A 20,092-nucleotide genomic window follows, 5' to 3' on the forward strand; every position below is an offset into this window, starting at 1 on the left:
CTCCCTGGTGTGAGGTCTTGGTCCCGAAGAATCAGGCGGTCGCGGCGGTGACGATGGCCGCTGCCACATCCTGCGCGACATGCGGATCGAACACGCTCGGGATGATGAAGCTCGCGTTGAGCTCCTCGTCCGAGACTCGCGCCGCGATGGCCTGTGCCGCTGCGACCAGCATGGCAGGCGTGATGTCGGCCACGCCAGCGTCGAGCAGGCCGCGGAAGACGCCGGGGAAGGCGAGCACGTTGTTGATCTGGTTCGGGAAGTCGCTCCGGCCTGTCGCGACGACGGCGGCGTGCTCGGCAGCGGCGATGGGATCTGTCTCCGGATCGGGGTTCGCCATCGCGAACACGATCGCGTCCTCGGCCATCGTAGCGACCTGTTCGGGGCCGAAGAGGTTCGGGGCCGAGACGCCGATGAAGACGTCTGCGCCCTTGAGCGCGTCGTGGAGTGTGCCGGAGAAGGCCTCGGGGTTCGTGTTCTCGGCGATCCAGATGCGGTGCGCGTCCGTGAGGTCCTGGCCCTTGTGGATGGCGCCCTTGCGGTCGCACGCAACGATGTTCTGTGCGCCCTGGGCGAGGAGCAGCTGGATGATTGCGTTGCCCGCCGCGCCCACGCCGGAGACGACGATGCGCACGTCCTCGATCCGCTTCTTCACGAGCTTGAGAGCGTTGACGAGGGCGGCGAGGGTGACGATCGCGGTTCCGTGCTGGTCGTCGTGGAACACGGGGATGTCGAGCTCTTCGCGGAGGCGGGCCTCGATCTCGAAGCAACGCGGTGCGGCGATGTCCTCGAGGTTGACGCCGCCGTAGACAGGGGCGAGGGCCTTGACGATCTTGATGATCTCCTCGGTGTCCTGGGTGTCGAGGCAGACTGGCCACGCGTCGACGTTCGCGAACTGCTTGAACAGCGCGGCCTTGCCCTCCATCACGGGCAGCGCGGCGGCCGGCCCGATGTTGCCGAGCCCGAGCACGGCCGAGCCGTCGGTGACGACGGCGACGGTGTTCCGCTTGACGGTGAGGCGGCGGGCGTCCTCGGGGTTCTCCGCGATAGCACGGCACACGCGGGCGACGCCGGGAGTGTAGGCGCGCGAGAGGTCGTCGCGGTTGCGGAGGGGAACCTTCGGGACGACCTCGAGCTTGCCGCCGAGGTGCATGAGGAAGGTGCGGTCCGAGACCTTGCGGACGGTTACGCCGTCGAGCGCCTCGAGCGCAGCGGCGACCTGCTCGGCGTGCTGCTCCGAAGTCGTGTTGCATGTGATGTCGACGACGAGATGATCATGGTGCGAGTCGCTGATGTCGAGGGCGGTCACAGGAGCGCCGGCCGCAGCGACGGCGGCGGCAAGCTCGCTCGTGATGCTGATGCGCGACGGCGCGTCGAGGCGGAGGGTGATGGAGTTGCCGGGGCTGGGACTCGCCATTGAATCATCCTTCGATCGGGAGGCATCGGCCTCGCTAAAAAGTTTCCGTACTACGGATATTATTGTCTGCATCTTGGAAATACAAGTCCCCTTCGCTGCGCTGCCATCTGTGCCGGGTCCCAACTCTTCGTTGACGGCGGCGCCAAGGAAGTTGGGGTGCGGTATCGTGAGATAGCCGCAGATTTTCCGGGATGCGGATAATATTTGCCGGAACATCACCGGCCGCTACCCATGGAGGACACATGGCCGAGAAGGCCTCAGGCGGCGTCCAATCGGTCGAGCGGGTTTTCGAACTCCTCGAACTCATCACCGACGCCGGCGGGGATGTGACGCTCAGCGAGCTCTCGTCGTCGACCGAGCTCCCGCTGCCCACGATCCACCGGCTGCTCCGCACGCTGGTCGCGCTTGGGTACGTGCGGCAGCTGCCCAACCGGCGCTACGCGCTCGGTCCCCGCCTCATCCGCCTCGGGGAGGGTGCGAACAAGCAGCTCGGTGCGCTCGCGCAGCCCGAGCTCAAGACCCTCGTCGACAGCCTCGGCGAGACGGCGAACATGGCCGTGCTCGATTCGGACATGGTCATCTACGTCGCCCAGGTCCCCTCGCCGCATTCGATGCGCATGTTCACCGAGGTCGGGCGCCGTGCCCATATGCACGACACCGGCGTCGGCAAGGCGATCCTGGCCCAGCTCGACGACGAGCAGGTGCGGTCGATCGTGGGCCGCCAGGGGATGCCGACCCCCACCACCTACAGCATCGGCGACGTCGAGACCCTCCTCGCCGACCTCGACAAGATCCGCGCGCGCGGGTACGCGATCGACGAGCAGGAGCAGGAGGTTGGCGTTCGCTGCTTCTCGATGGCGGTCCCGAATGCGCCGACACCCACGGCGATCTCCGTCTCGGGCCCCGTGTCCCGTGTCGACGAGATGTTCGGCGAGCGGGCGGTGCCGGCGCTTCGCTCGGCGGCCGAACGCATCTCGGCGGAGCTCAACCGGGCGTAGCGCCCGCGCCCCCCGTTTGTTGGTCACGTCCTGCGGGTGTGCGGGGGTTTGTTGGTCACGTCCTGCGGGTGTGCGGGGGTTTGTTGGTCACGTCCTGCGGGTGTGCGGGGGTTTGTTGGTCACGTCCTGCGGGTGTGCGGCGTCGGTCGCTTCCCGGCGCGTGATCTTCTTACGGGGCGGCACCGTCGGGAGGTGACGGTTGGACGGGGCGGCACCGTCGGGAGGTGACGGTTGGACGGGGCGGCACCGTCGGGAGGTGACGGTTGGACGGGGCGGCACCGTCGGGAGGTGACGGTTGGACGGGGCGGCACCGTCGGGAGGTGACCACCAAACGGGATGGCGCTTCCGGGTCGCGGAAACCAAATTCCAAAAATCTTCGCCGAACCTATGGTGCGCATCACAGCCTCTTGCTACCGTTGAACCGTCACGGCGGGCCAACGGGTGATCTGTCCAGCAGATCCCGGAAGGCTATCTACCAGGCAACCTCAATTCAGAGCTTTCGAAGTCTGGTCAGGCCTGGTCTGCACGGATAGCCCCGGGCGAACTCGGTGGGCCGGACTTCCCCAAGCGAGGGAGTCTCCCATGACCACCACCCCCAGCCGCACCTCTGCTCAGGCCGACAGTCTCTTCTTGAGCCGGGCAATCGAGCTCGCGGCGCAGAATGTCCTCGACAACGGCGGCCCGTTCGGCGCCGTCGTCGTCACCCCAGACGGGCAAGCGTTCGACGGCGTCAACCGCGTCACCGCAAGCAATGACCCGACCGCCCACGCCGAAGTCACGGCGATCCGCGCGGCCTGCCGCGCGCTAGGCACGTTCGACCTCACCGGCGCCACCCTCTATTCGAGCTGCGAGCCGTGCCCCATGTGCCTTGCGTCGGCACTGTGGGCGCGCATCGCCGTCGTCCGCTTCGCCGCGGACCGGCACGACGCAGCGAGCGCCGGCTTCGACGACGCGGTGTTCTACGACTACTTCGACACGCCCGTCGAACTGCGGTCGATGCCCGTGCTGCACACCGAGCCCGAGGGAGTCAGCCGCATGGCACCCTTCGAGCAGTGGGCGGCTTTCGCGCAGCGCATCGAATACTGAGGCGGCTGCCATGAGCATCGAAACCAGCGCTCAGACAAGCACCGACGAGTTCGAGCCCGAGGGCGAGCGGACGACGACGGCGCCCGTGACCCGTGCGGGCGGGCCGAAGGCCGCGAACGGTTTCCTCGACCGGTTCTTCAGCGTCACGCTCCGGGGCTCCACAGTCTCGCGGGAGATCCGCGGCGGCCTCGTCACGTTCTTCACGATGGCGTACATCGTGATCCTCAATCCGCTCATTCTCGGCGGCTTCAACGCCTCGAGTGCTCCGCTCGACGTCACAGGGGCATTCCTTCCCGCAGCCCAGGTAGGCGCGGTCACGGGCCTCACGGCCGGCGTGCTGACGATCCTCTTCGGCATCTTCGCGAACCTGCCCTTCGGCCTCGCTGCCGGGCTCGGGATCAACTCGTTCCTGGCGGTCGCCGTCGTCAAGGACGTCTCGTGGCCCGAGGCCATGGGGCTCGTGGTGATCAACGGCGTGCTCATCGTGCTGTTCGGCATAACCGGCGCCAGGACGGCGATCTTCCGGGCCGTGCCGAAGGAGCTCAAGGCCGCCATCACGGTCGGTATCGGGCTGTTCATTGCGTTCATCGGCTTCGTTGACTCGGGCTTCGTTCGGGGAACCCAGTCGGGGCCGCCGGTCCAGCTCGGCGACAACGGCTCGATCACCACGCTCCCCACGCTCGTCTTCGTGGTCGGGCTGATCCTCATGGGTATTCTCGTTGCGCGGAAGATCCAGGGCGGACTCCTCATCGGCATCATCGCGACGACGGCACTCGCCATGCTCGTCGAGGCAATCTGGCATCTCGGGGCAGCTGGGCCGAAGAACCCGGACGGTTGGCATCTGAACACTCCGGTCCTCTCAGGCCAGCTCCTCTCCGTCCCGGACCTGAGCCTCGTGGGCCACTTCGACCTCTTCGGCGCGTTCCACCGCATCGGCCTCCTCGCAGGCCTGACCCTCGTCTTCACGCTCGTGTTCACGAACTTCTTCGACGCGATGGGGACCATGACGGGGCTCGCGAAGGGCGCGGGGCTCACGCAGAAGGACGGCACGTTCCCGCGGCTCAAGGCCGCCTTCATCATCGAGGGTTTCGGCGCCGTTCTCGGCGGGGCGAACTCCGGCTCGTCGAATACGGTCTACGTCGACTCCGCGTCCGGCATCGGCGAGGGGGCACGCACAGGCCTCGCGTCGGTGGTGACGGGGGCGCTCTTCTTGGGATCCATGTTCCTCACGCCGCTCACCAGCGTTGTGCCGCTCGAGGTCGCCTCGGCCGCGCTCGTCGTCGTCGGGACGATGATGGCCGGCCAGATCCGCGAGATCAACTTCCGCAAGTTCGACGTGGCTCTGCCCTCATTCCTCACGATCGTGACGATGCCCCTGACCTACTCGATTTCGAACGGCATCGGTGCCGGCTTCGTGACGTGGGTCCTCGTGCGGGCAGCGAGCGGCAAGGCGCGGAAAATCCATCCGCTCATGTGGGTGGTCGCTGCGGGCTTCGTCGTGTACTTCGCACGCGGCCCGTTGGGCAACCTGATCGGAGCCTAGGACCGGCGGAGCGGCCCAAAAGAAATCCCATAGACCGCGCCCGTGGGTCCGGAAGTGACGCTCCGGCCCCGCGGGCGCACGATATATACAGTCCGTCCGACGCGTTCGCCGCCGGACGCAGCTCATCAGAAGGGGGAGCCATGATCGAGCTCCTGAGCACGCTGCCCTCGTGGCAGCCAGCGATGCGCGGGGAACGCTGCGCCGTCGCGACCGTGGTGTCCGTGACGGGCTCGGCGCCGCGACCGATTGGGACGACCATGCTCGTCGCAGCGCCCGGACTCGCCCCCGGCGACACCGCGCCACGGGTCCTCGGCAGCCTCTCCGGCGGGTGCGTCGAGGGCGCGGTCGTGGCGGCGGCACTTGACGTCATTGACGACGGCACCGCCAGGCTCGAGCGCTTCGGCTACTCCGCCGACGACGCGTTCGCCGCCGGTCTCACGTGCGGGGGCGAACTCGAGGTTCACCTCGAGCCCATCTCGGCCGACGCCCTGGCCGAGCTCGCCCGCTGCACCCAGCCGGCCGCCGTCGTCCGTCGCCTTCGGGGGCCCGGAGAGCGAACGGACGACGACGCCGCCCGGCAGGTCATCCTCGTCGGCACTCCCGCGGACTCCGCGAAGCTTGCCGCCGCTCTCGGCCCGCTTTTCGCCCCCGGTTCAAGGGAGGCCTCCCGCGCGGTCGGGCTCGTGGCGCGGGTCCTCGCGCAGGGGGTCACCGCTGTCGTCACCGTCGAACCGGACGCTGGATGCTCGCCCGATTCCGAACCCATCCGCCTCCTCGTCGAGAGCCGCCTGCCGGCCCCGCGGCTCATCGTCGTCGGCGCCAACGATTTCGGCGCCGCACTCGTCCCGGCCGCGAAGCTCCTCGGCTACCGTGTGACCCTCGTGGATGCCCGCCAGACGTTCGCGGAGCAGGAGCGGTTCGCCGGGGCGGACGAGATCGCCGTCGCGTGGCCGCACGCGTACCTCGCGGCAGAGGCAGCTGCGGGTCGCCTCGATGCCCGAACGGCCCTGTGCGTGGTGAGCCACGACCCCAAGTTCGACATCCCGCTCCTCGACGCCGCGCTCCGCCTGAACCTCGCCTACGTGGGCGCCATGGGCTCGCGCCGGAGCCACGAGCAGCGCATCGCGTCCCTGCTCGAGGCCGGTCACGGCCCGCTGGACCTCGCACGGCTGCGCTCCCCGATTGGGCTCGACCTCGGGGCGGTCACGCCGGCCGAGGTCGCGGTCTCGATTCTCGCCGAGCTCATCCGGTCGCGGAATCCCGCCGCGAGCGGGGCGCCGCTGCGGGAAGGCAGCGGACGGATCCACGGCCTTCAACCGTCACCTCCCGTCGGTGTTGACCCGCGGGACGTGACTCTTGGATGGGAAAGCGAGCCGTCATGGACATGAACACGATCGAGGCTCTCGTCCCGACAGCGGACCCGGCAGAGTGGCGCGAAGGGGACGCCTGGCTCGCAGGAGGAACCGTGCTTTTCTCCTACGGGAGCCAGACGCTGAAGCGGCTCCTCGACCTCACCTCAGCCGGGTGGGAACCGGTCGAGGAGGACGACGGCGGGCTCACCTTCGCCGCGACGTGCACCATCGCGCGGCTCTGGGAAGTCGGGGACCCGGCAGGGGCGACGGTGGCGCGCTGGCCGGGGCTCGGCGTCGTCCGCTCGTGCTGCGACGCGTTCGTGGCCTCCTTCAAGATCTGGAACCTCTCGACTATCGGCGGCAACATCGCGACCTCGCTCCCTGCGGGGCCGATGACATCGCTCTGCGCGGGGCTCGACGGCGTGGCGACCCTCTGGAGCGCGCGGGGCACGCGGCAACTGCCCGTCGCGGAGCTCGTCACGGGAGACGGCCGCAATGCGCTCGCGCCCGGGGAACTCATCCGCTCGATCCATCTGCCAGCCCACGCACTCTTGGCCCGCACCGCGTTCCGCCGCCTCTCGCTCAGCAACCTGGGACGCTCGGGCGTGCTGCTCATCGCGCGGCGAGACCAGGACGGCCGCTTCGTCCTGACCGTGACCGCGTCGACCAAGCGCCCCGTTCAGCTCCGGTTCGGGGCCGAGGCGCTTCCAGACCACGCGGTTCTCGCCGCGGCCCTCGACGACGCAATCCCCGAAACCCTCTACCACGACGACATCCACGGCCTGCCCGCGTGGCGCCGCGACATGACCTACCGGCTCGCCGAAGAACTGCGGGCGGAGCTGCTGGGGCAGGAAGGAGCCTGACATGGCCATCGAGATCAACGGGACGCGCGCCGACGCAGCGCCCCGACCTGGCCAGTGCCTGCGTACCTTCCTCCGCGAACAGGGCGCCCTCGGGGTCAAGAAGGGCTGCGACGCCGGTGACTGCGGCGCGTGCACGGTTCACGTCGATGGCGTCCCGGTCCATTCGTGCCTCTACCCTGCGCAGCGGGCCGAGGGTCACGAGGTCACGACGATCGAGGGGCTCGCGGCGACCTGCTCGGGCGGCGCAGATGGGCTCCACCCGATGCAGCGCCAGTTCGTCGACGCCCAGGGCTTCCAGTGCGGCTTCTGCACGGCCGGCATGGTGATGACGGCGGCGACGTTCGACGGCGCTCAGCTCGCCAACCTGCCGAGGAATCTCAAGGGGAACCTCTGCCGGTGCACCGGCTACGCGGCGATCGAAGCTGCCGTCACCGGCGTCGGCCAAGGCGGGCCCAGCGACGGGCGGATGGGCGAGGACGTCCCGGCCCTCGCGGGGCGCCGGATCGTTTCGGGTACAGAAAAGTACACACTCGACGTCACCGATACCGAGGTGCCGGGCGGAGCTGCCGCACTCCTGCATCTGAAACTCGTGCGGTCGCCCCACGCCCACGCCCGCATCCGGTCGATCGACACCTCCGCGGCGCTCGCCACGCCTGGCGTCGTCGCCGTCTTCACGTCCGACGACGCGCCGGACGTGCTCTACTCGTCGGCACAGCACGAGCTCGTCGAGGACGACCCGGACGACACTCGCCTCTTCGACACCGTGGTGCGGTTCCGCGGGCAGCGCGTCGCCGCTGTCGTGGCCGAGTCGGTCGCCGCCGCCGAAGCCGGGGTGCGCGCCGTCGTCGTCGACTACGAGGTGCTGCCCGCGGTCCTGACCCCGGAAGACGCCCTCACCCCGGGTGCGCCGCTCGTGCACGGCGAGAAGGACGCCGCGACTGCACGGATCGCCGACCCGGCGCGGAATCTCGTGGCCGAGCTTCATTCCGAGATCGGCGATGCTTCGGCTGGCCTCAACGCCGCCGATTTCGTCTACGAGGACACCTTCCGGACACAGCGTGTCCAGCACGTCGCGCTCGAGACGCACTGCTCGATCGCCTGGACCGAGGGCGACGTGCTGGGCGGCGAGGGAACGCTCGTCGTGCGTTCCTCCACCCAAGTCCCGTTCCTCGCGCGCCGCACACTCTCCCGCATCTTCGGGCTCGCCCCCGAGCGCGTGAGAGTGCTGACCGGCCGCGTGGGCGGCGGGTTCGGCGGCAAGCAGGAGGTCCTGACCGAGGATGTCGCGGCCCTCGCCGCGCTCCGGCTCGGCCGCCCCGTCCAGCTCGAGCTCACGCGTTCCGAGCAATTCCGCGCCACCACGACTCGCCACCCCTTCACAATCCGCCTGCGCGCGGGTGCGAAGCGGGACGGGACGCTCACCGCGCTCGCGGTTGATGTCGTGACGAACACGGGCGCGTACGGCAACCATGCCCCCGGAGTGATGTTCCACGGCTGCAACGAGTCGGTGAGCGTCTACCGGTGCGCGAACAAGAAGATCGACGCGAAGGCCGTGTACACCCACACGGTCCCGGCCGGGGCGTTCCGGGGATACGGCCTGAGTCAGATGATCTTCGCGATCGAATCGGCCATGGACGAGCTCGCGGCGGGGATCGGAATGGATCCGCTCCAGTTCCGGCGGCGCAACATGGTCCACCGGGACGATCCCATGATCGCCTCGCACCCCGAACCCGAGGCAGACGTGCTGTACGGCAGCTACGGACTCGACCAGTGTGTGCGGCTCGTGGGGAAGGCACTCAAGCGCGGGCGGGAGCGGGAACGGGTGTTCGGGACGCGTCAACTCGGGCCGGAGTGGCTCGTGGGCGAGGGCACAGCGCTTTCGATGATCGACACCGTTCCTCCTCGAGGGCACTTCGCGCACTCGCGGATCGCCCTCCTGCCGGACGGCCGCTTCGGGCTCAACGTCGGGACGGCTGAATTCGGCAACGGCACGAGCACTGTGCACGCGCAGCTTGCAGCGACTGCGCTCTCGGCGGGCGCAGACGACATTGTGCTGCGGAACGCCGACACCGCCCTCACCGACCACGACACGGGTGCGTTCGGCTCAACCGGGACTGTCGTGGCAGGCAAGGCAACGCTCGCCGCCGCAGAGACCCTTTCGCGGCGAATCCTCGCCTTTGCGGCAGAGCTGACTGGCGATGATGTCGGTCTGTGCGTCCTCGCGAGGGGCGCAGTCCGCTGCGGCGGGCAGGAGCTGCCGCTCGCTGAACTGGCGAGGACTGCCGCCGAACGCGGGGTGGAACTTGCCGCGGAAGGGCGTTGGGGTGGGACGCCGCGATCGGTTGCGTTCAATGTCCACGGCTTCCGGGTCGCCGTCCACCGGGGGACAGGCGAGCTGCAGATCCTCCAGAGCGTCCAGGCTGCCGACGCGGGCGTCGTCGTCAACCCGCGGCAGTGCCGGGGACAGGTCGAGGGCGGGATCGCCCAAGCCCTCGGCGCAGCCCTGTGGGAGAACGTGCGCGTCGACGAGGCTGGGGAGGTCACCACGGACATCCTCCGGCAGTACCACATCCCGACTTTCGCGGACGTGCCGCGGAGCGAGGTCTATTTCGCCGAGACCTCGGACGCGCTCGGGCCGCTCGGCGCGAAGTCGATGAGCGAGAGCCCGTTCAACCCGGTCGCGCCCGCGCTCGCCAATGCGCTCAAGGCGGCAACGGGCCTACGTTTCACCGAGCTGCCGTTCACCCGGGACCGCATCTATCTCGCGCTCAAGGAGGCCGGCCTGGCTGCACCCGTGGCACGGCCCGTGCAAAGCCCGGCTTCCGTCTGACCTGCCGCGCCGGCTCGCCGGCTGGGCCCGCGCGCGTCCGGGTTACCGGCCGCTCCTCGCGCTGGCTGCTCCCGGCGCTCCCGCCCGGTTGTGACTTCCCAATCGGTCGGAAACGCGGCGCGCCGTCCCTTTTCCTCATGAGTCGGCCCCAGAAACGGGCCAGAGCGCGGCGATCTCTTGACCCAGTTCCGCAGCTCCATCTACAATTTCATGTATCAGAAAAAACTTTTCGAATAGCGGAAATCGAGTCCAGAAAGGGGAGGAAATGCCCACCAAGGAGACCATCCAGCTCGCACCCACGCAGGAGGCGCCGGCCGTCGAGCGCTACATCCCCCGTGAGTGGACCACCGATCCCGATTTCTCGGTCGACACCGACCGTCACGACGGCAAGCGGAGCTGGTTCACGAGGCTGCTGGGCGCTGTCGCCCGCTGAAGTCTCGCCGTCTGGCAGGGAAGGGCCCCGACGCCGAGCGTCGAGGCCCTTCCCTTTGCTTTCGCCGGTCAGCTCCGCAGGGGTAAGCAGCCTGCGGAGCTGACCGGCGCGACGGATTAGTCGTCCGTGCTTGCGGCCGGACCCGCGTTGACGTCCAGCAGGCGGTACTTCTCGATGGCCTGCCGCGGCACGTCCGCCGGGATCTCGCCCCGTCGCGCTAGCTCTTGCAGAGCGCGGACGACGACCGACGTCGAGTCGATCTTGAAGAACCGCCGGGCCGCGGCGCGGGTGTCCGAGAACCCGAAGCCGTCGGCCCCGAGAACGGCGTAGTCCCCAGGCACGAATTGGCGGATCTGGTCGGGAACGGCCTTCATGTAGTCCGTCACGGCCACCACCGGGCCGCGCGTGCCCGCGAGTTGCTGAGTCACGAACGGCACAGGGGCCTCCAGCTCCGGGTGCAGGAAGGCCTGCTCCTCAGCCGCGAGCCCGTCGCGGCGCAGCTCGGTCCACGAGGTCACGCTCCACACGTCCGCTCCCACGCCCCAGTCTTCGGCGAGGAGGCGCCGGGCCTCGACCGCCCAAGGCACGGCCACACCCGAAGCGAGCAGCTGCGCGCGGGGCGCATCGTCGGCGAGGCGGGAGGCGGCGCCGTCCGCGCTGTCCGCTTCGCCAAGCGGCAGGCGGTACATCCCGCGCAGCAGCCCGTCGACGTCGAGCCCCTCGGGCTCGGCAGGCTGGACGATCGGCTCGTTGTAAACCGTGAGGTAGTACATGACGTTCGGATCCCGATGGTTGCCCCCATACATCCGCTCGAGCCCCGCCCGCACGATGTGGCCGATCTCATACCCGTACGCCGGGTCGTAGGTGACCACTGCGGGATTCGTCGAAGCCAAGATGGGGGAGTGGCCGTCGGCGTGCTGGAGGCCTTCGCCGGTGAGCGTCGTGCGGCCGGCGGTCGCACCGATGATGAAGCCGCGCGTCATCTGGTCGGCTGCCGCCCAGAACGAGTCGCCAGTGCGCTGGAAGCCGAACATCGAGTAGAAGACGTAGATCGGCACGAGCGGCTCGCCGTGCGTCGCGTAGGAGGTGCCAGCCGCCGTGAACGCCGCCACCGCGCCGGCCTCGTTGATGCCGGGGTGGATAAGCTGACCGGCGGGCGACTCCTTGTACGCGAGCACCAGGTCGCGGTCCACCGAGAGGTAGTTCTGGCCCTTCGGGTTGTAGATCTTGGCCGTGGGGAAGAACGCGTCCATGCCGAAGGTCCGGCTCTCGTCGGGCACGATCGGGACCACGCGCCGGCCGAATTCCTTGTCCCGCATGAGGTCCTTGAGCAGGCGGACGAACGCCATCGTCGTGGCCGCCTGCTGCTTTCCGGAGCCGCGGCGGGCGACGGCGTAGGCGGACGACGGCGGGAGGCTCACCTCGGTGTGCCGGTTGCGGCGCTCCGGGACTGAGCCGCCGAGGGCGCGGCGCCGGTCGAGGAGGTACTGGATCTCGGGCGCGTCCATGCCGGGGTGGTAGTAGGGCGGCCGGTACGGGTCGGCTTCGAGCTGCTCGTCGCTGATCGGGATGCGCAGGAGGTCGCGGAAGTCCTTGAGGTCCTGGAGCGTGAGCTTCTTCATCTGGTGGGTCGCGTTCCGGCCCTCGAAGTGCGAGCCCAGCCCGTAGCCCTTGACGGTCTTCACGAGGACAACGGTCGGCTTGCCCTTGAACTCGACCGCCGACTTATATGCCGCGTAGACCTTGTGGTAGTCGTGGCCGCCGCGCTTGAGATTCCAGATCTGCTCGTCCGTCAGGTCCGCGACGAGCTCTTTCGTCTCTGGCGACTTGCCGAAGAAGTGCTCGCGGACGAAGCCGCCGTCCTCAGCCTTGTAGGTCTGGTAGTCGCCGTCGGGCGTTTCGTTCATGATGCGCACAAGGTGGCCTTCGCGGTCCTTCTGCAGGAGCGAGTCCCACTCGCGGCCCCAGACCACTTTGACCACGTTCCAGCCCGCGCCCCGGAAGAACGCCTCGAGTTCCTGCATGATCTTCCCGTTTCCGCGAACGGGACCGTCGAGGCGCTGGAGGTTGCAGTTCACCACGAACGTGAGGTTGTCGAGGCCCTCGTTGGCCGCGAGCTGGAGGAGGCCGCGGCTCTCGGGCTCGTCCATCTCGCCGTCCCCGAGGAACGCCCACACGTGCTGGTCGGAGGTGTCCTTGATGCCACGCTGGGCGAGATAGCGGTTCGACTGCGCCTGGTAGATCGCGTTCATCGGGCCGATGCCCATGGAAACCGTCGGGAATTCCCAGAAGGAGGGCATGAGTCGGGGGTGCGGATACGAGGAGAGGGAGTGGCCCTCGTGGGACTTCTCTTGGCGGAAGCCGTCGAGGTCCTCCTCGGTAAGCCGGCCTTCCATGAAGGCCCGCGCGTACATGCCGGGGGAAGCGTGGCCTTGGAAGAAGACCTGGTCCCCGCCGCCGGGGTGGTCCTTGCCACGGAAGAAGTGGTTGAAGCCGACCTCGTAGAGCGTGGCAGCCCCGGCATAGGTCGAGATGTGGCCGCCGACGCCGACCCCGGGCCGCTGCGCGCGGTGGACGAGGACAGCCGCGTTCCACCGCATCCACGCCCTGTACCTGCGTTCTGTCTCCTCGTCGCCAGGGTAGGCAGGCTCCTGGTCGGCGGGGATGGTGTTGACGTAGTCGGTCGTCGTGACCAGCGGAACGCCGACACTCTGGGCTCCCGCCCGCTGAAGGATGTTCTGCACTACGAACTGTGCCCGCTCGGTGCCCCGTTCCTGCACGAGTGAGTCGAAGGACTCGATCCACTCGGCGGTCTCCTCGGGATCATGGTCGGGGAGATGGGCGCCGAGCCCGCCGAAAAGATGCTGGGTATGCTCTCCAGTCAACACGTCGAACCTCTTTCCTGCACGCGGGGTTGCGCGCGCTCGTCCGGGGGACTTCGTTATCCACACGGATGGCTTAGGCTGCATCGCTTCCTAGATTTCGTATAATGGAAACGATTTATTGCAATGTGGATTAAGAGTGACGCGCGGACGTGATGCGCGTCAAGCTCAGCTCGGTTAAGGGAGGCTGTATGAACGAGACCAGGCAGGTCGCCGTCGTCACCGGAGCCGGCTCGGGGATCGGCCGCGCGGTCGCGTGCAAGCTCCTCGGCGAGGGGTGGCGCGTCGCGCTGGCGGGGCGCCGCCACGAGTTGCTGGAGCAGACCGCGGACGGATTCGGCGACGCCGCGCTTCCCTTCGTTGCAGATGTCACCGAACCCGATGCAGTCGAGCGGCTCTTCGCCGAAGTGAAGCGCCGCTGGGGACGCGTCGACGTCCTCTTCAACAATGCCGGCATGTTCGGTCCGAGCGGCGACGTCGGCGAGATCTCCCCCTCGGATTGGGACGCAGTCCTCGGAGTGAACCTCACCGGCAGCTTCCTCTGCGCCGCGGCCGCGTTCCGGGCCATGAAGGCGCAGGAGCCGAGAGGGGGCCGCATCATCAACAACGGCTCGATCTCGGCCCACAGCCCTCGGCCCAAATCGGTCGCCTACACCGCCACGAAGCACGCCATCACGGGCCTGACGAAGAGCATCGAGCTCGACGGCCGGCCTTACGGGATCACGTGCGGGCAGATAGACATCGGGAACACCCGTACGGAAATCATGGACACCCTCGGCGTGGGCGAGGGGGCGCTCCAAGCCGACGGGTCCCGCCGCGTCGAGCCGACCTTCCCCGTCGAGGAGGCCGCGAACGCCGTCTTCCTGATGGCGTCCCTCCCTCCCTCTGCGACCGTCGGCTCGCTGCTCATCACCGCGTCCGGCATGCCGCTCGTGGGGCGGGGGTAGGGACTACGCGAGCGGCAGGAGCTCGCTCAGGTCCGTGCGTGTTCCGGAGGCGCTGAGCTTCCCGGACGCGAGGGCTTCAGGCCAGGCGATGCGCCCGGTTGCGAGTGAGAGCCACGTCTCCGCGTCCGATTCGACAACATTCGGCGGCGTGCCGCGCGTGTGCCGGGGTCCTTCGATGCATTGGGCGACCCCGAACGGGGGAACACGTACTTCGACCGAGTTCCCCGGCGCGCGGGTCGCGAGTTCCTCGAGGGTGTAGCGCACGGCCGTCGCCAGCAGGGGGCGGCCCAGCTTCGTCGCTTCCCCGCCGGTCTCCTCTCGCGCCGCGAGCCACGCAGCGATCGCCGCCCGCCCTTCATCGGCCGCGATTCTCCGTCTTGGCGGCACTTTTGTCCCTCCTCGTTCCTCTTCTGCCACGCTAGCCAGCCTTCCGGCCCGCTTCTCACCGTTCGTGATTCGTGTCGCTCGGCGCCACGCCGGCTCCTGAGTGATTGGGAAATCACAACCGGGCGGGAGCGCGGGCAGGAGGCTCCTCAAGGGGTTCCGGAGAGGTGCCGCTAGCCCAAGAGAGCCGAGACGGCGCTGCCGAGGCGGATCCGTCCCACCGGACGCCCGCCGCCCATAACGGGCTCCACGACGTTCTCGAGGACGCGTGCAACTTCGGGGATGTCGACGGCATCGGCGGCCGCCAGCATCGTGAGCCCGACGAGCGTGGTCGCGCGGACGTTGCCGTCGAGGACCTTGACGGCCGCCGTGGCACCCTGCGGGGTCGCGAGGACCAGGACGCCCTCGGCACCGATCTTCGCGAGGATGCCGAGCTCCTCCATGACCACGGTGTTCTCTCGCCCGCGCCCTTGAACCGCCCACGGGTAGTCGAGCATCGACGTTGCGATGGTGGCGGATCGCGCGTCCCCCGCCGCCCCGCGTGCACCCGGGGCCTTTGCGAGGCGCGAGAAGGCGCGGGCGAGGCCCGTGAGCGAAATGGCTGCGACGGGCGCTCCGCAGCCGTCGATCCCGAGATGCGCGATGCTTTCCTCGGTGTATTCCTCAATGGTCTCGCGCACCCGCTGCTGGAGTGGATGGTTCGGCTCGAGATAGCTCTTGCGGTCCCACCCGTTCACCGAGCACGCCCACAGGAACGCGGCGTGCTTGCCCGAGCAGTTGAAGGCGAGGCGTCGGCGGCCGATCTCGGAGCGGACAAGCCACGCGCGCGCCTCCTCGTCCTTGGGCCAATCAGGCGGGCAGAGGAGATCCGCTTCGCGGAGTCCGGCGGCCTTGAGCATCCCTTCGACTACATCCATGTGGTCGAGCGAGCCGACGTGCGAGGCACACGCGAGCGCCACCTGGGCACCCCGGAGCGGAACGCCGCTCCGCATGGACGCGAGTGCTTGGAGGGGCTTGAGGGCGGAGCGCGCAAAGACGGGTGTCGTGACGTCTCCCAGTGCGGTTACTACGGTGCCATCGCCGGCGAGCACGACGGCGGAACCGATGTGCCGGGACTCGACGAATCCGCTGCGCTCGATCACAGCGAGTTCCACGGCGTCGTCAGCCGTGAAGGTTGAATGGGAGGCCATGTGCGAAGTCTATGCGGCGTAGAACGGCCGTCATGGGAGGGCTCGCTGTGCACCGGCTTCGGCACGCCCGATACCCTTGTCGGGTGAAGGTTCTCGTGATCGGCCCGGGCGGCCGCGAACACGCTCTTGTCCGTTCCCTCCTCGCCGATCCCGCTGTGACTGAAGTCCATGCGGCGCCTGGCAACGCGGGCATCGCCCAGGTCGTTCCGACCCACTCGATCAACGCCAATGATCCTGCCGAGGTCACCGAGCTCGCCCGGAAGCTCGACGTCGACCTCGTCGTAGTCGGCCCCGAGGCGCCGCTCGCAGCGGGCGTCGCGGACGCGGTGCGTGAGGCCGGCATCCCGGTTTTCGGCCCGAGCAAGGCGGCTGCGCAGCTCGAGGCCTCCAAGGCGTTCGCGAAGCAGGTCATGGCCGAGGCCGGCGTGCCGACGGCGATGGCGCGCGTAGCGACGACGGTGGAGGAGGCCGCGGACGCCCTCGACGCGTTCGGTGCCCCGTACGTCGTCAAGGACGATGGGCTCGCGGCCGGCAAGGGAGTCGTCGTGACCGAGGACCGCGATGCCGCGCTTGCCCACGCCCAGGCTTGCTTCGATGCGGGCGGCTCAGTGGTCATCGAAGAGTTCCTCGACGGCCCCGAGGTCTCGCTCTTCGTCGTCAGCGACGGCCAGACGGTGATCCCGCTCTCCCCGGCCCAGGACTTCAAGCGCATCTTCGACAACGACGAGGGCCCCAACACCGGCGGCATGGGCGCGTACACGCCGCTGGACTGGGCCCCCGAGGGCCTCGTGGACGAGGTCGTGCAGCGCATCGCCCAGCCGACCGTCGACGAAATGGCCAAGCGCGGCACCCCCTTCGTCGGCGTCCTCTACTGCGGCTTGGCACTCACCTCCCGCGGCACCCGCGTGATCGAGTTCAACGTCCGCTTCGGCGACCCGGAGACCCAAGCGGTCCTCGCGCGCCTCAAGACTCCGCTCGGCGGCATCCTGCTGGCCGCGGCGAAGGAGCAGCTCGCGGACGTGCAGGAGCTGCGCTGGTCGCAGGAGAGCGCGGTCGCCGTCGTCCTCGCGTCCGAGAACTATCCGGACAAGCCCCGCACCGGCGACCGCATCCGCGGGCTCAAGAAGGCGGGTGCGATCGAGGGCGTGCACGTCCTGCACGCGGGAACGAGGGTCGACGACGAGGGGAACGTTGTGAGCGCGGGCGGCCGCGTGCTGGCGGTCGTCGCGCTTGGCGAGGACCTCCAGGAGGCGCGGGAGCATGCCTACGAGGGCATCGGCCTCATCCGCCTCGACGGCGGCCAGTACCGCAAGGACATTGCGGCCAAGGCCGCGCGCGGCGAGATCAGGGTCCCCGAGCGGGCCGGGAAGGCAGGCGTGTGATGAGCGAGCACGGCACACCCAGCAGTTCGGGCCCTGCAAGTAGTTCAGGCCCTGCAAGCAGTTCGGGCACCGTGGGCGGCGCGGGCGGGAAGCGCGGCTACGATACAGACGCCCCGCAGCTCGAGGGCTGGAAGCACATCTACTCGGGCAAGGTCCGCGACCTCTACGAGCCAGTCGACGGGTCAGGCTTCTCGCATCCTGCAGATGTTGTTCTCGTCGTCGCGAGCGATCGGATCAGCGCCTACGACTACGTCCTCTCGAGCACGATCCCTGACAAGGGCCGGGTTCTGACCCAGCTGAGCCTCTGGTGGTTCGAGCAGCTCAACGTGCCGAATCATGTGGTCGGGTCAACGGCCGACGACGGCGTCCCCGCCGAAGTTGTCGGCCGCGCCATGGTCTGCCGGCGCCTTGAGATGTACCCGGTCGAGTGCATCGCCCGCGGGTACCTCACCGGCTCGGGGCTCGTGGAGTACCGCGAGCACGGGACGGTGTGCGAGATCCCGCTGCCGGGCGGCCTCGTCGACGGCTCACGGCTCCCGGAAGCGATCTTCACGCCGTCCGCGAAGGCCGAGGTCGGGGACCACGACGAGAACATCACCTACGAGGACGTCACCGGGATGGTGGGCGACGACGCGGCCGCCCGGCTGCGCGACCTCACGCTTGAGGTGTACCGCGAGGCGGAGCGGGTCGCGCGCGAGCGGGGCATCATCCTCGCGGACACGAAGGTCGAGTTCGGCTTGGACCCCGTCACCGGCGACATCACCCTCGGCGACGAGGTGCTCACGCCCGACTCGTCCCGGTTCTGGGACGCGGCCACGTGGGAGCCCGGGAAGGCCCAGCCGTCGTTCGACAAGCAGTTCGTCCGGGACTGGCTTACGTCGTCGGCCTCGGGTTGGGACCGCCACTCGGGCGAGGAGCCGCCCGCGCTGCCGGCCGACGTCGTCGAACGCACCCGCGAGCGGTACGTCGAGGCCTACGAGCGGCTCACCGGGCGTCGCTTCGACGTCTGATCGCGGCAAATGACGTGGCGGGCGCCCTTTGGGGCCCCCGCCACAATGCTCTGACCGTCTCTAGTCGCCGGCCCGCTGCTGCGCGAGCCGGATCTCGAGGATTGCGTCCATGGTCTGCTGGACCTTCTCCGAGGCTCCCGCGTAACTGAACTGTTCGCGGGCGTCCTTCAGCAGTTCGAGCGCCTCGTCATTGCGGCCGAGCGCCTTGAGCGCCCGCCCGTAGAGGAGCGCGACCTCGCCTGCCGTGTGCCGCCCCAGGGCCGTCTTCTCGGAGTGGATCTCCTTGAGCCGCTCGATGGCCTCGGGAATCTGGCCGTTGAGGTAGAGCCAACGGGCTCGGATGAAGGCGACCTCGAGCTGCTCGGGCCTCGATCCGCCCACGATCGAGAGGGCGAGCTCGGCACGTTCGATGGCGGCGAGGGTCTCGGGCTCGACGATCCCGCCCGAGAGACGGACAGCGGCCGAGGCTTTGTTGAACCGGGCCCAGAGCTCGATGTCGTTGGCGGGGGAGAGCAGCTTCGCGGCGCGCTCGTGGTGCTTGACGCCCTCCTCGTAGTCCGCACGCATGAACGCGACGTTGCCGATCACCCACTCGACCTCGCCCGAGAGCTGCCCCATGGACTCCTCGTCAACGAGGGTGCCGAGGATTCGGCAGTAGTCCCACGCCTCGTCGAGGCGACCGCTCTCGGCCAGCGCCCCGATGAGGGCGCGCAGCGCTCCGATGTAGATCGTGGAGCCGGCCGGAAGCTGGGCACCGAGGCGTACCGCCTCGCGGGCGTGTTCGACGGCGGTGCCAAGCTGGCCGAGGCCGTGGGACACCGCTGCGAGCATCTGGTGTGCGCGCACCGCGAGGCCGTCCGACTCCGCGATGATGGGGTGCTCGAGGAGGTGCTGGACGATCCGCTGGCACTCGGCGAGCTGGCCCTGCTTCATGAGGCACTCGGCCTGCATGTAGGTCATGTTCCACCACGCGCTGTTGTTCTTCGCCTCGAGGGCGAACTGTGCGGCGGTTGCGGCGTGGCTCGCCGCCTGCGCGTAGTCGCGCATGTCCCAGGCCTGCCGGGCGTAGAGGCCCGCCAGGACATACTCGGCGTCGTTGGCCGTGACGGGCTGGCTCCAGGCCTCCAGTGCCTTCGGAGCGAGCTCGAGCCGGCGCGCGAGCTCTTGGATTACCTCGGGGGTGGGCTCACGGCGCCCTGTTTCGAGGAGGGAGATGTAGCTCGGCGAGTACAGGTCCTTCCCGAGCTCTGCCTGCGTCAGCCCACGCTCGAGGCGCTCGGCTCGCAACTTTTCGCCGAATCCGCTACCCACAACTTCCTCCTCGACTGGCCCCCCACCCAGTGGCTTGGGGGTAAGGCGATAGACTAGCGGCTTGACACCTGCTGTGGATGTTATTTTACTTGGGGTGTCAATCACGACAAAGCACGCTCTGCCCGATTGCACCCGCTACAACATAAGGACACGACATGCTCAAGAAGCTGACTGCGTCACTCGCCCTCATCGGCGCGCTGGCAGTTGGAGGCGTTTCTGTTGCCCCGACCGCCATCGGCAACTGGCCCGACCCCATGAAGACCACCGCGATCGGCAACTGGCCCGATCCTATGAAGGCCACGGCCATTGGCAACTGGCCCGATCCCATGAAGGCCACGGCCATTGGCAACTGGCCTGACCCCATGAAGGCCACCGCGATCGGCAACTGGCCCGACCCGATGAAGTCGACCTTCTGATTCGACTTCGGTGAGGGCCACCCGCCCTCATTCATGATCCGCTGTTGATCT

Annotated in this window: 16 protein-coding genes; 11 read left to right on the plus strand and 5 right to left on the minus strand. The window is 68.6% G+C overall.

The annotated features are described in order from the left end of the window. Window positions 1-31: 31 nt before the first annotated feature. Window positions 32-1,414, minus strand: coding sequence for an NAD-dependent malic enzyme (locus LK10_RS01185; RefSeq protein WP_043119477.1), 1,383 nt, complete (start codon window positions 1,412-1,414; stop codon window positions 32-34). 242 nt (window positions 1,415-1,656) lie between these two features. Here LK10_RS01185 and LK10_RS01190 point away from each other — a divergent pair, with 242 nt between their 5' ends. From LK10_RS01190 to LK10_RS21615, 7 genes are all read left to right on the plus strand, one after another. Further along, on the plus strand, window positions 1,657-2,412 hold the full coding sequence (locus tag LK10_RS01190) for an IclR family transcriptional regulator (protein ID WP_043119478.1): 756 nt from the start codon (window positions 1,657-1,659) through the stop codon (window positions 2,410-2,412). A gap of 582 nt (window positions 2,413-2,994) precedes the next feature. Continuing rightward, complete coding sequence (locus LK10_RS01195; RefSeq protein WP_043119480.1) at window positions 2,995-3,498, plus strand: nucleoside deaminase; 504 nt, start codon at window positions 2,995-2,997, stop codon at window positions 3,496-3,498. A gap of 10 nt (window positions 3,499-3,508) precedes the next feature. Next, entirely contained in the window at window positions 3,509-5,041 is a 1,533-nt protein-coding gene (locus tag LK10_RS01200) for an NCS2 family permease (RefSeq protein ID WP_043119481.1), read from the plus strand. A 140-nt stretch (window positions 5,042-5,181) separates the two neighbouring features. Then, entirely contained in the window at window positions 5,182-6,429 is a 1,248-nt protein-coding gene (locus tag LK10_RS01205) for an XdhC family protein (protein WP_043119483.1), read from the plus strand. Continuing rightward, window positions 6,420-7,256 carry an FAD binding domain-containing protein gene (locus LK10_RS01210; RefSeq protein WP_043119485.1) on the plus strand — a complete coding sequence of 279 codons (837 nt, stop codon included), beginning with the start codon at window positions 6,420-6,422 and terminating at the stop codon, window positions 7,254-7,256. Before LK10_RS01205 ends, LK10_RS01210 begins: the two co-directional genes overlap by 10 nt. Before the next feature lies 1 nt (window position 7,257). After that, complete coding sequence (locus LK10_RS01215; RefSeq protein ID WP_043119486.1) at window positions 7,258-10,086, plus strand: molybdopterin-dependent oxidoreductase; 2,829 nt, start codon at window positions 7,258-7,260, stop codon at window positions 10,084-10,086. Between the two features lie 265 nt (window positions 10,087-10,351). Continuing rightward, the gene (locus tag LK10_RS21615) at window positions 10,352-10,519 is read left to right on the plus strand and encodes a hypothetical protein (RefSeq protein ID WP_156143974.1); all 168 of its coding nucleotides are present in this window, start codon (window positions 10,352-10,354) and stop codon (window positions 10,517-10,519) included. Window positions 10,520-10,635: 116 nt separating this feature from the next. Here LK10_RS21615 and aceE read toward each other — a convergent pair whose 3' ends face one another. After that, window positions 10,636-13,407, minus strand: coding sequence for a pyruvate dehydrogenase (acetyl-transferring), homodimeric type (gene aceE / locus LK10_RS01220; RefSeq protein WP_043119488.1), 2,772 nt, complete (start codon window positions 13,405-13,407; stop codon window positions 10,636-10,638). A gap of 185 nt (window positions 13,408-13,592) precedes the next feature. Between aceE and LK10_RS01225 the strand changes: the two genes are divergently transcribed. Beyond that, window positions 13,593-14,348: an SDR family oxidoreductase gene (locus LK10_RS01225; protein ID WP_043119491.1), complete on the plus strand. Its 756-nt coding sequence runs from the start codon at window positions 13,593-13,595 to the stop codon at window positions 14,346-14,348. Window positions 14,349-14,351: 3 nt separating this feature from the next. On the opposite strand, the gene LK10_RS01230 is transcribed toward LK10_RS01225, so the two are convergent. Both LK10_RS01230 and LK10_RS01235 read right to left on the minus strand, forming a co-directional pair. Continuing rightward, window positions 14,352-14,735, minus strand: a complete 384-nt coding sequence (locus LK10_RS01230) for a sterol carrier family protein (RefSeq protein WP_043119493.1) — start codon at window positions 14,733-14,735, stop codon at window positions 14,352-14,354. A 170-nt stretch (window positions 14,736-14,905) separates the two neighbouring features. Then, entirely contained in the window at window positions 14,906-15,922 is a 1,017-nt protein-coding gene (locus LK10_RS01235) for an asparaginase (protein ID WP_043119494.1), read from the minus strand. An 83-nt stretch (window positions 15,923-16,005) separates the two neighbouring features. Here LK10_RS01235 and purD point away from each other — a divergent pair, with 83 nt between their 5' ends. After that, window positions 16,006-17,304, plus strand: coding sequence for a phosphoribosylamine--glycine ligase (gene purD, locus LK10_RS01240; protein WP_043119495.1), 1,299 nt, complete (start codon window positions 16,006-16,008; stop codon window positions 17,302-17,304). Next, window positions 17,304-18,314: a phosphoribosylaminoimidazolesuccinocarboxamide synthase gene (locus tag LK10_RS01245; RefSeq protein WP_081998186.1), complete on the plus strand. Its 1,011-nt coding sequence runs from the start codon at window positions 17,304-17,306 to the stop codon at window positions 18,312-18,314. The genes purD and LK10_RS01245 overlap by 1 nt, the downstream gene beginning before the upstream one ends. A gap of 60 nt (window positions 18,315-18,374) precedes the next feature. On the opposite strand, the gene LK10_RS01250 is transcribed toward LK10_RS01245, so the two are convergent. After that, complete coding sequence (locus tag LK10_RS01250; RefSeq protein WP_043119499.1) at window positions 18,375-19,625, minus strand: helix-turn-helix domain-containing protein; 1,251 nt, start codon at window positions 19,623-19,625, stop codon at window positions 18,375-18,377. Window positions 19,626-19,780: 155 nt separating this feature from the next. Between LK10_RS01250 and LK10_RS01255 the strand changes: the two genes are divergently transcribed. After that, complete coding sequence (locus LK10_RS01255; protein ID WP_043119501.1) at window positions 19,781-20,041, plus strand: hypothetical protein; 261 nt, start codon at window positions 19,781-19,783, stop codon at window positions 20,039-20,041. Window positions 20,042-20,092: the final 51 nt, after the last annotated feature.

Source organism: Sinomonas humi (assembly GCF_000802235.1).
Classification (GTDB): domain Bacteria; phylum Actinomycetota; class Actinomycetes; order Actinomycetales; family Micrococcaceae; genus Sinomonas; species Sinomonas humi.

What these genes read in the sequence shown, in the direction of transcription:
- LK10_RS01215 (WP_043119486.1), top strand. Translation starts at nt 7,258, where the DNA reads ATGGCCATCGAGATCAACGGGACGCGCGCCGACGCAGCGCCCCGACCT.
- LK10_RS01190 (WP_043119478.1), top strand. Translation starts at nt 1,657, where the DNA reads ATGGCCGAGAAGGCCTCAGGCGGCGTCCAATCGGTCGAGCGGGTTTTC.
- LK10_RS01235 (WP_043119494.1), bottom strand. Translation starts at nt 15,922, where the DNA reads ATGGCCTCCCATTCAACCTTCACGGCTGACGACGCCGTGGAACTCGCT.
- LK10_RS01185 (WP_043119477.1), bottom strand. Translation starts at nt 1,414, where the DNA reads ATGGCGAGTCCCAGCCCCGGCAACTCCATCACCCTCCGCCTCGACGCG.
- LK10_RS21615 (WP_156143974.1), top strand. Translation starts at nt 10,352, where the DNA reads ATGCCCACCAAGGAGACCATCCAGCTCGCACCCACGCAGGAGGCGCCG.
- LK10_RS01205 (WP_043119483.1), top strand. Translation starts at nt 5,182, where the DNA reads ATGATCGAGCTCCTGAGCACGCTGCCCTCGTGGCAGCCAGCGATGCGC.
- LK10_RS01210 (WP_043119485.1), top strand. Translation starts at nt 6,420, where the DNA reads ATGGACATGAACACGATCGAGGCTCTCGTCCCGACAGCGGACCCGGCA.
- LK10_RS01255 (WP_043119501.1), top strand. Translation starts at nt 19,781, where the DNA reads ATGCTCAAGAAGCTGACTGCGTCACTCGCCCTCATCGGCGCGCTGGCA.
- LK10_RS01245 (WP_081998186.1), top strand. Translation starts at nt 17,304, where the DNA reads ATGAGCGAGCACGGCACACCCAGCAGTTCGGGCCCTGCAAGTAGTTCA.
- LK10_RS01225 (WP_043119491.1), top strand. Translation starts at nt 13,593, where the DNA reads ATGAACGAGACCAGGCAGGTCGCCGTCGTCACCGGAGCCGGCTCGGGG.
- LK10_RS01195 (WP_043119480.1), top strand. Translation starts at nt 2,995, where the DNA reads ATGACCACCACCCCCAGCCGCACCTCTGCTCAGGCCGACAGTCTCTTC.
- LK10_RS01200 (WP_043119481.1), top strand. Translation starts at nt 3,509, where the DNA reads ATGAGCATCGAAACCAGCGCTCAGACAAGCACCGACGAGTTCGAGCCC.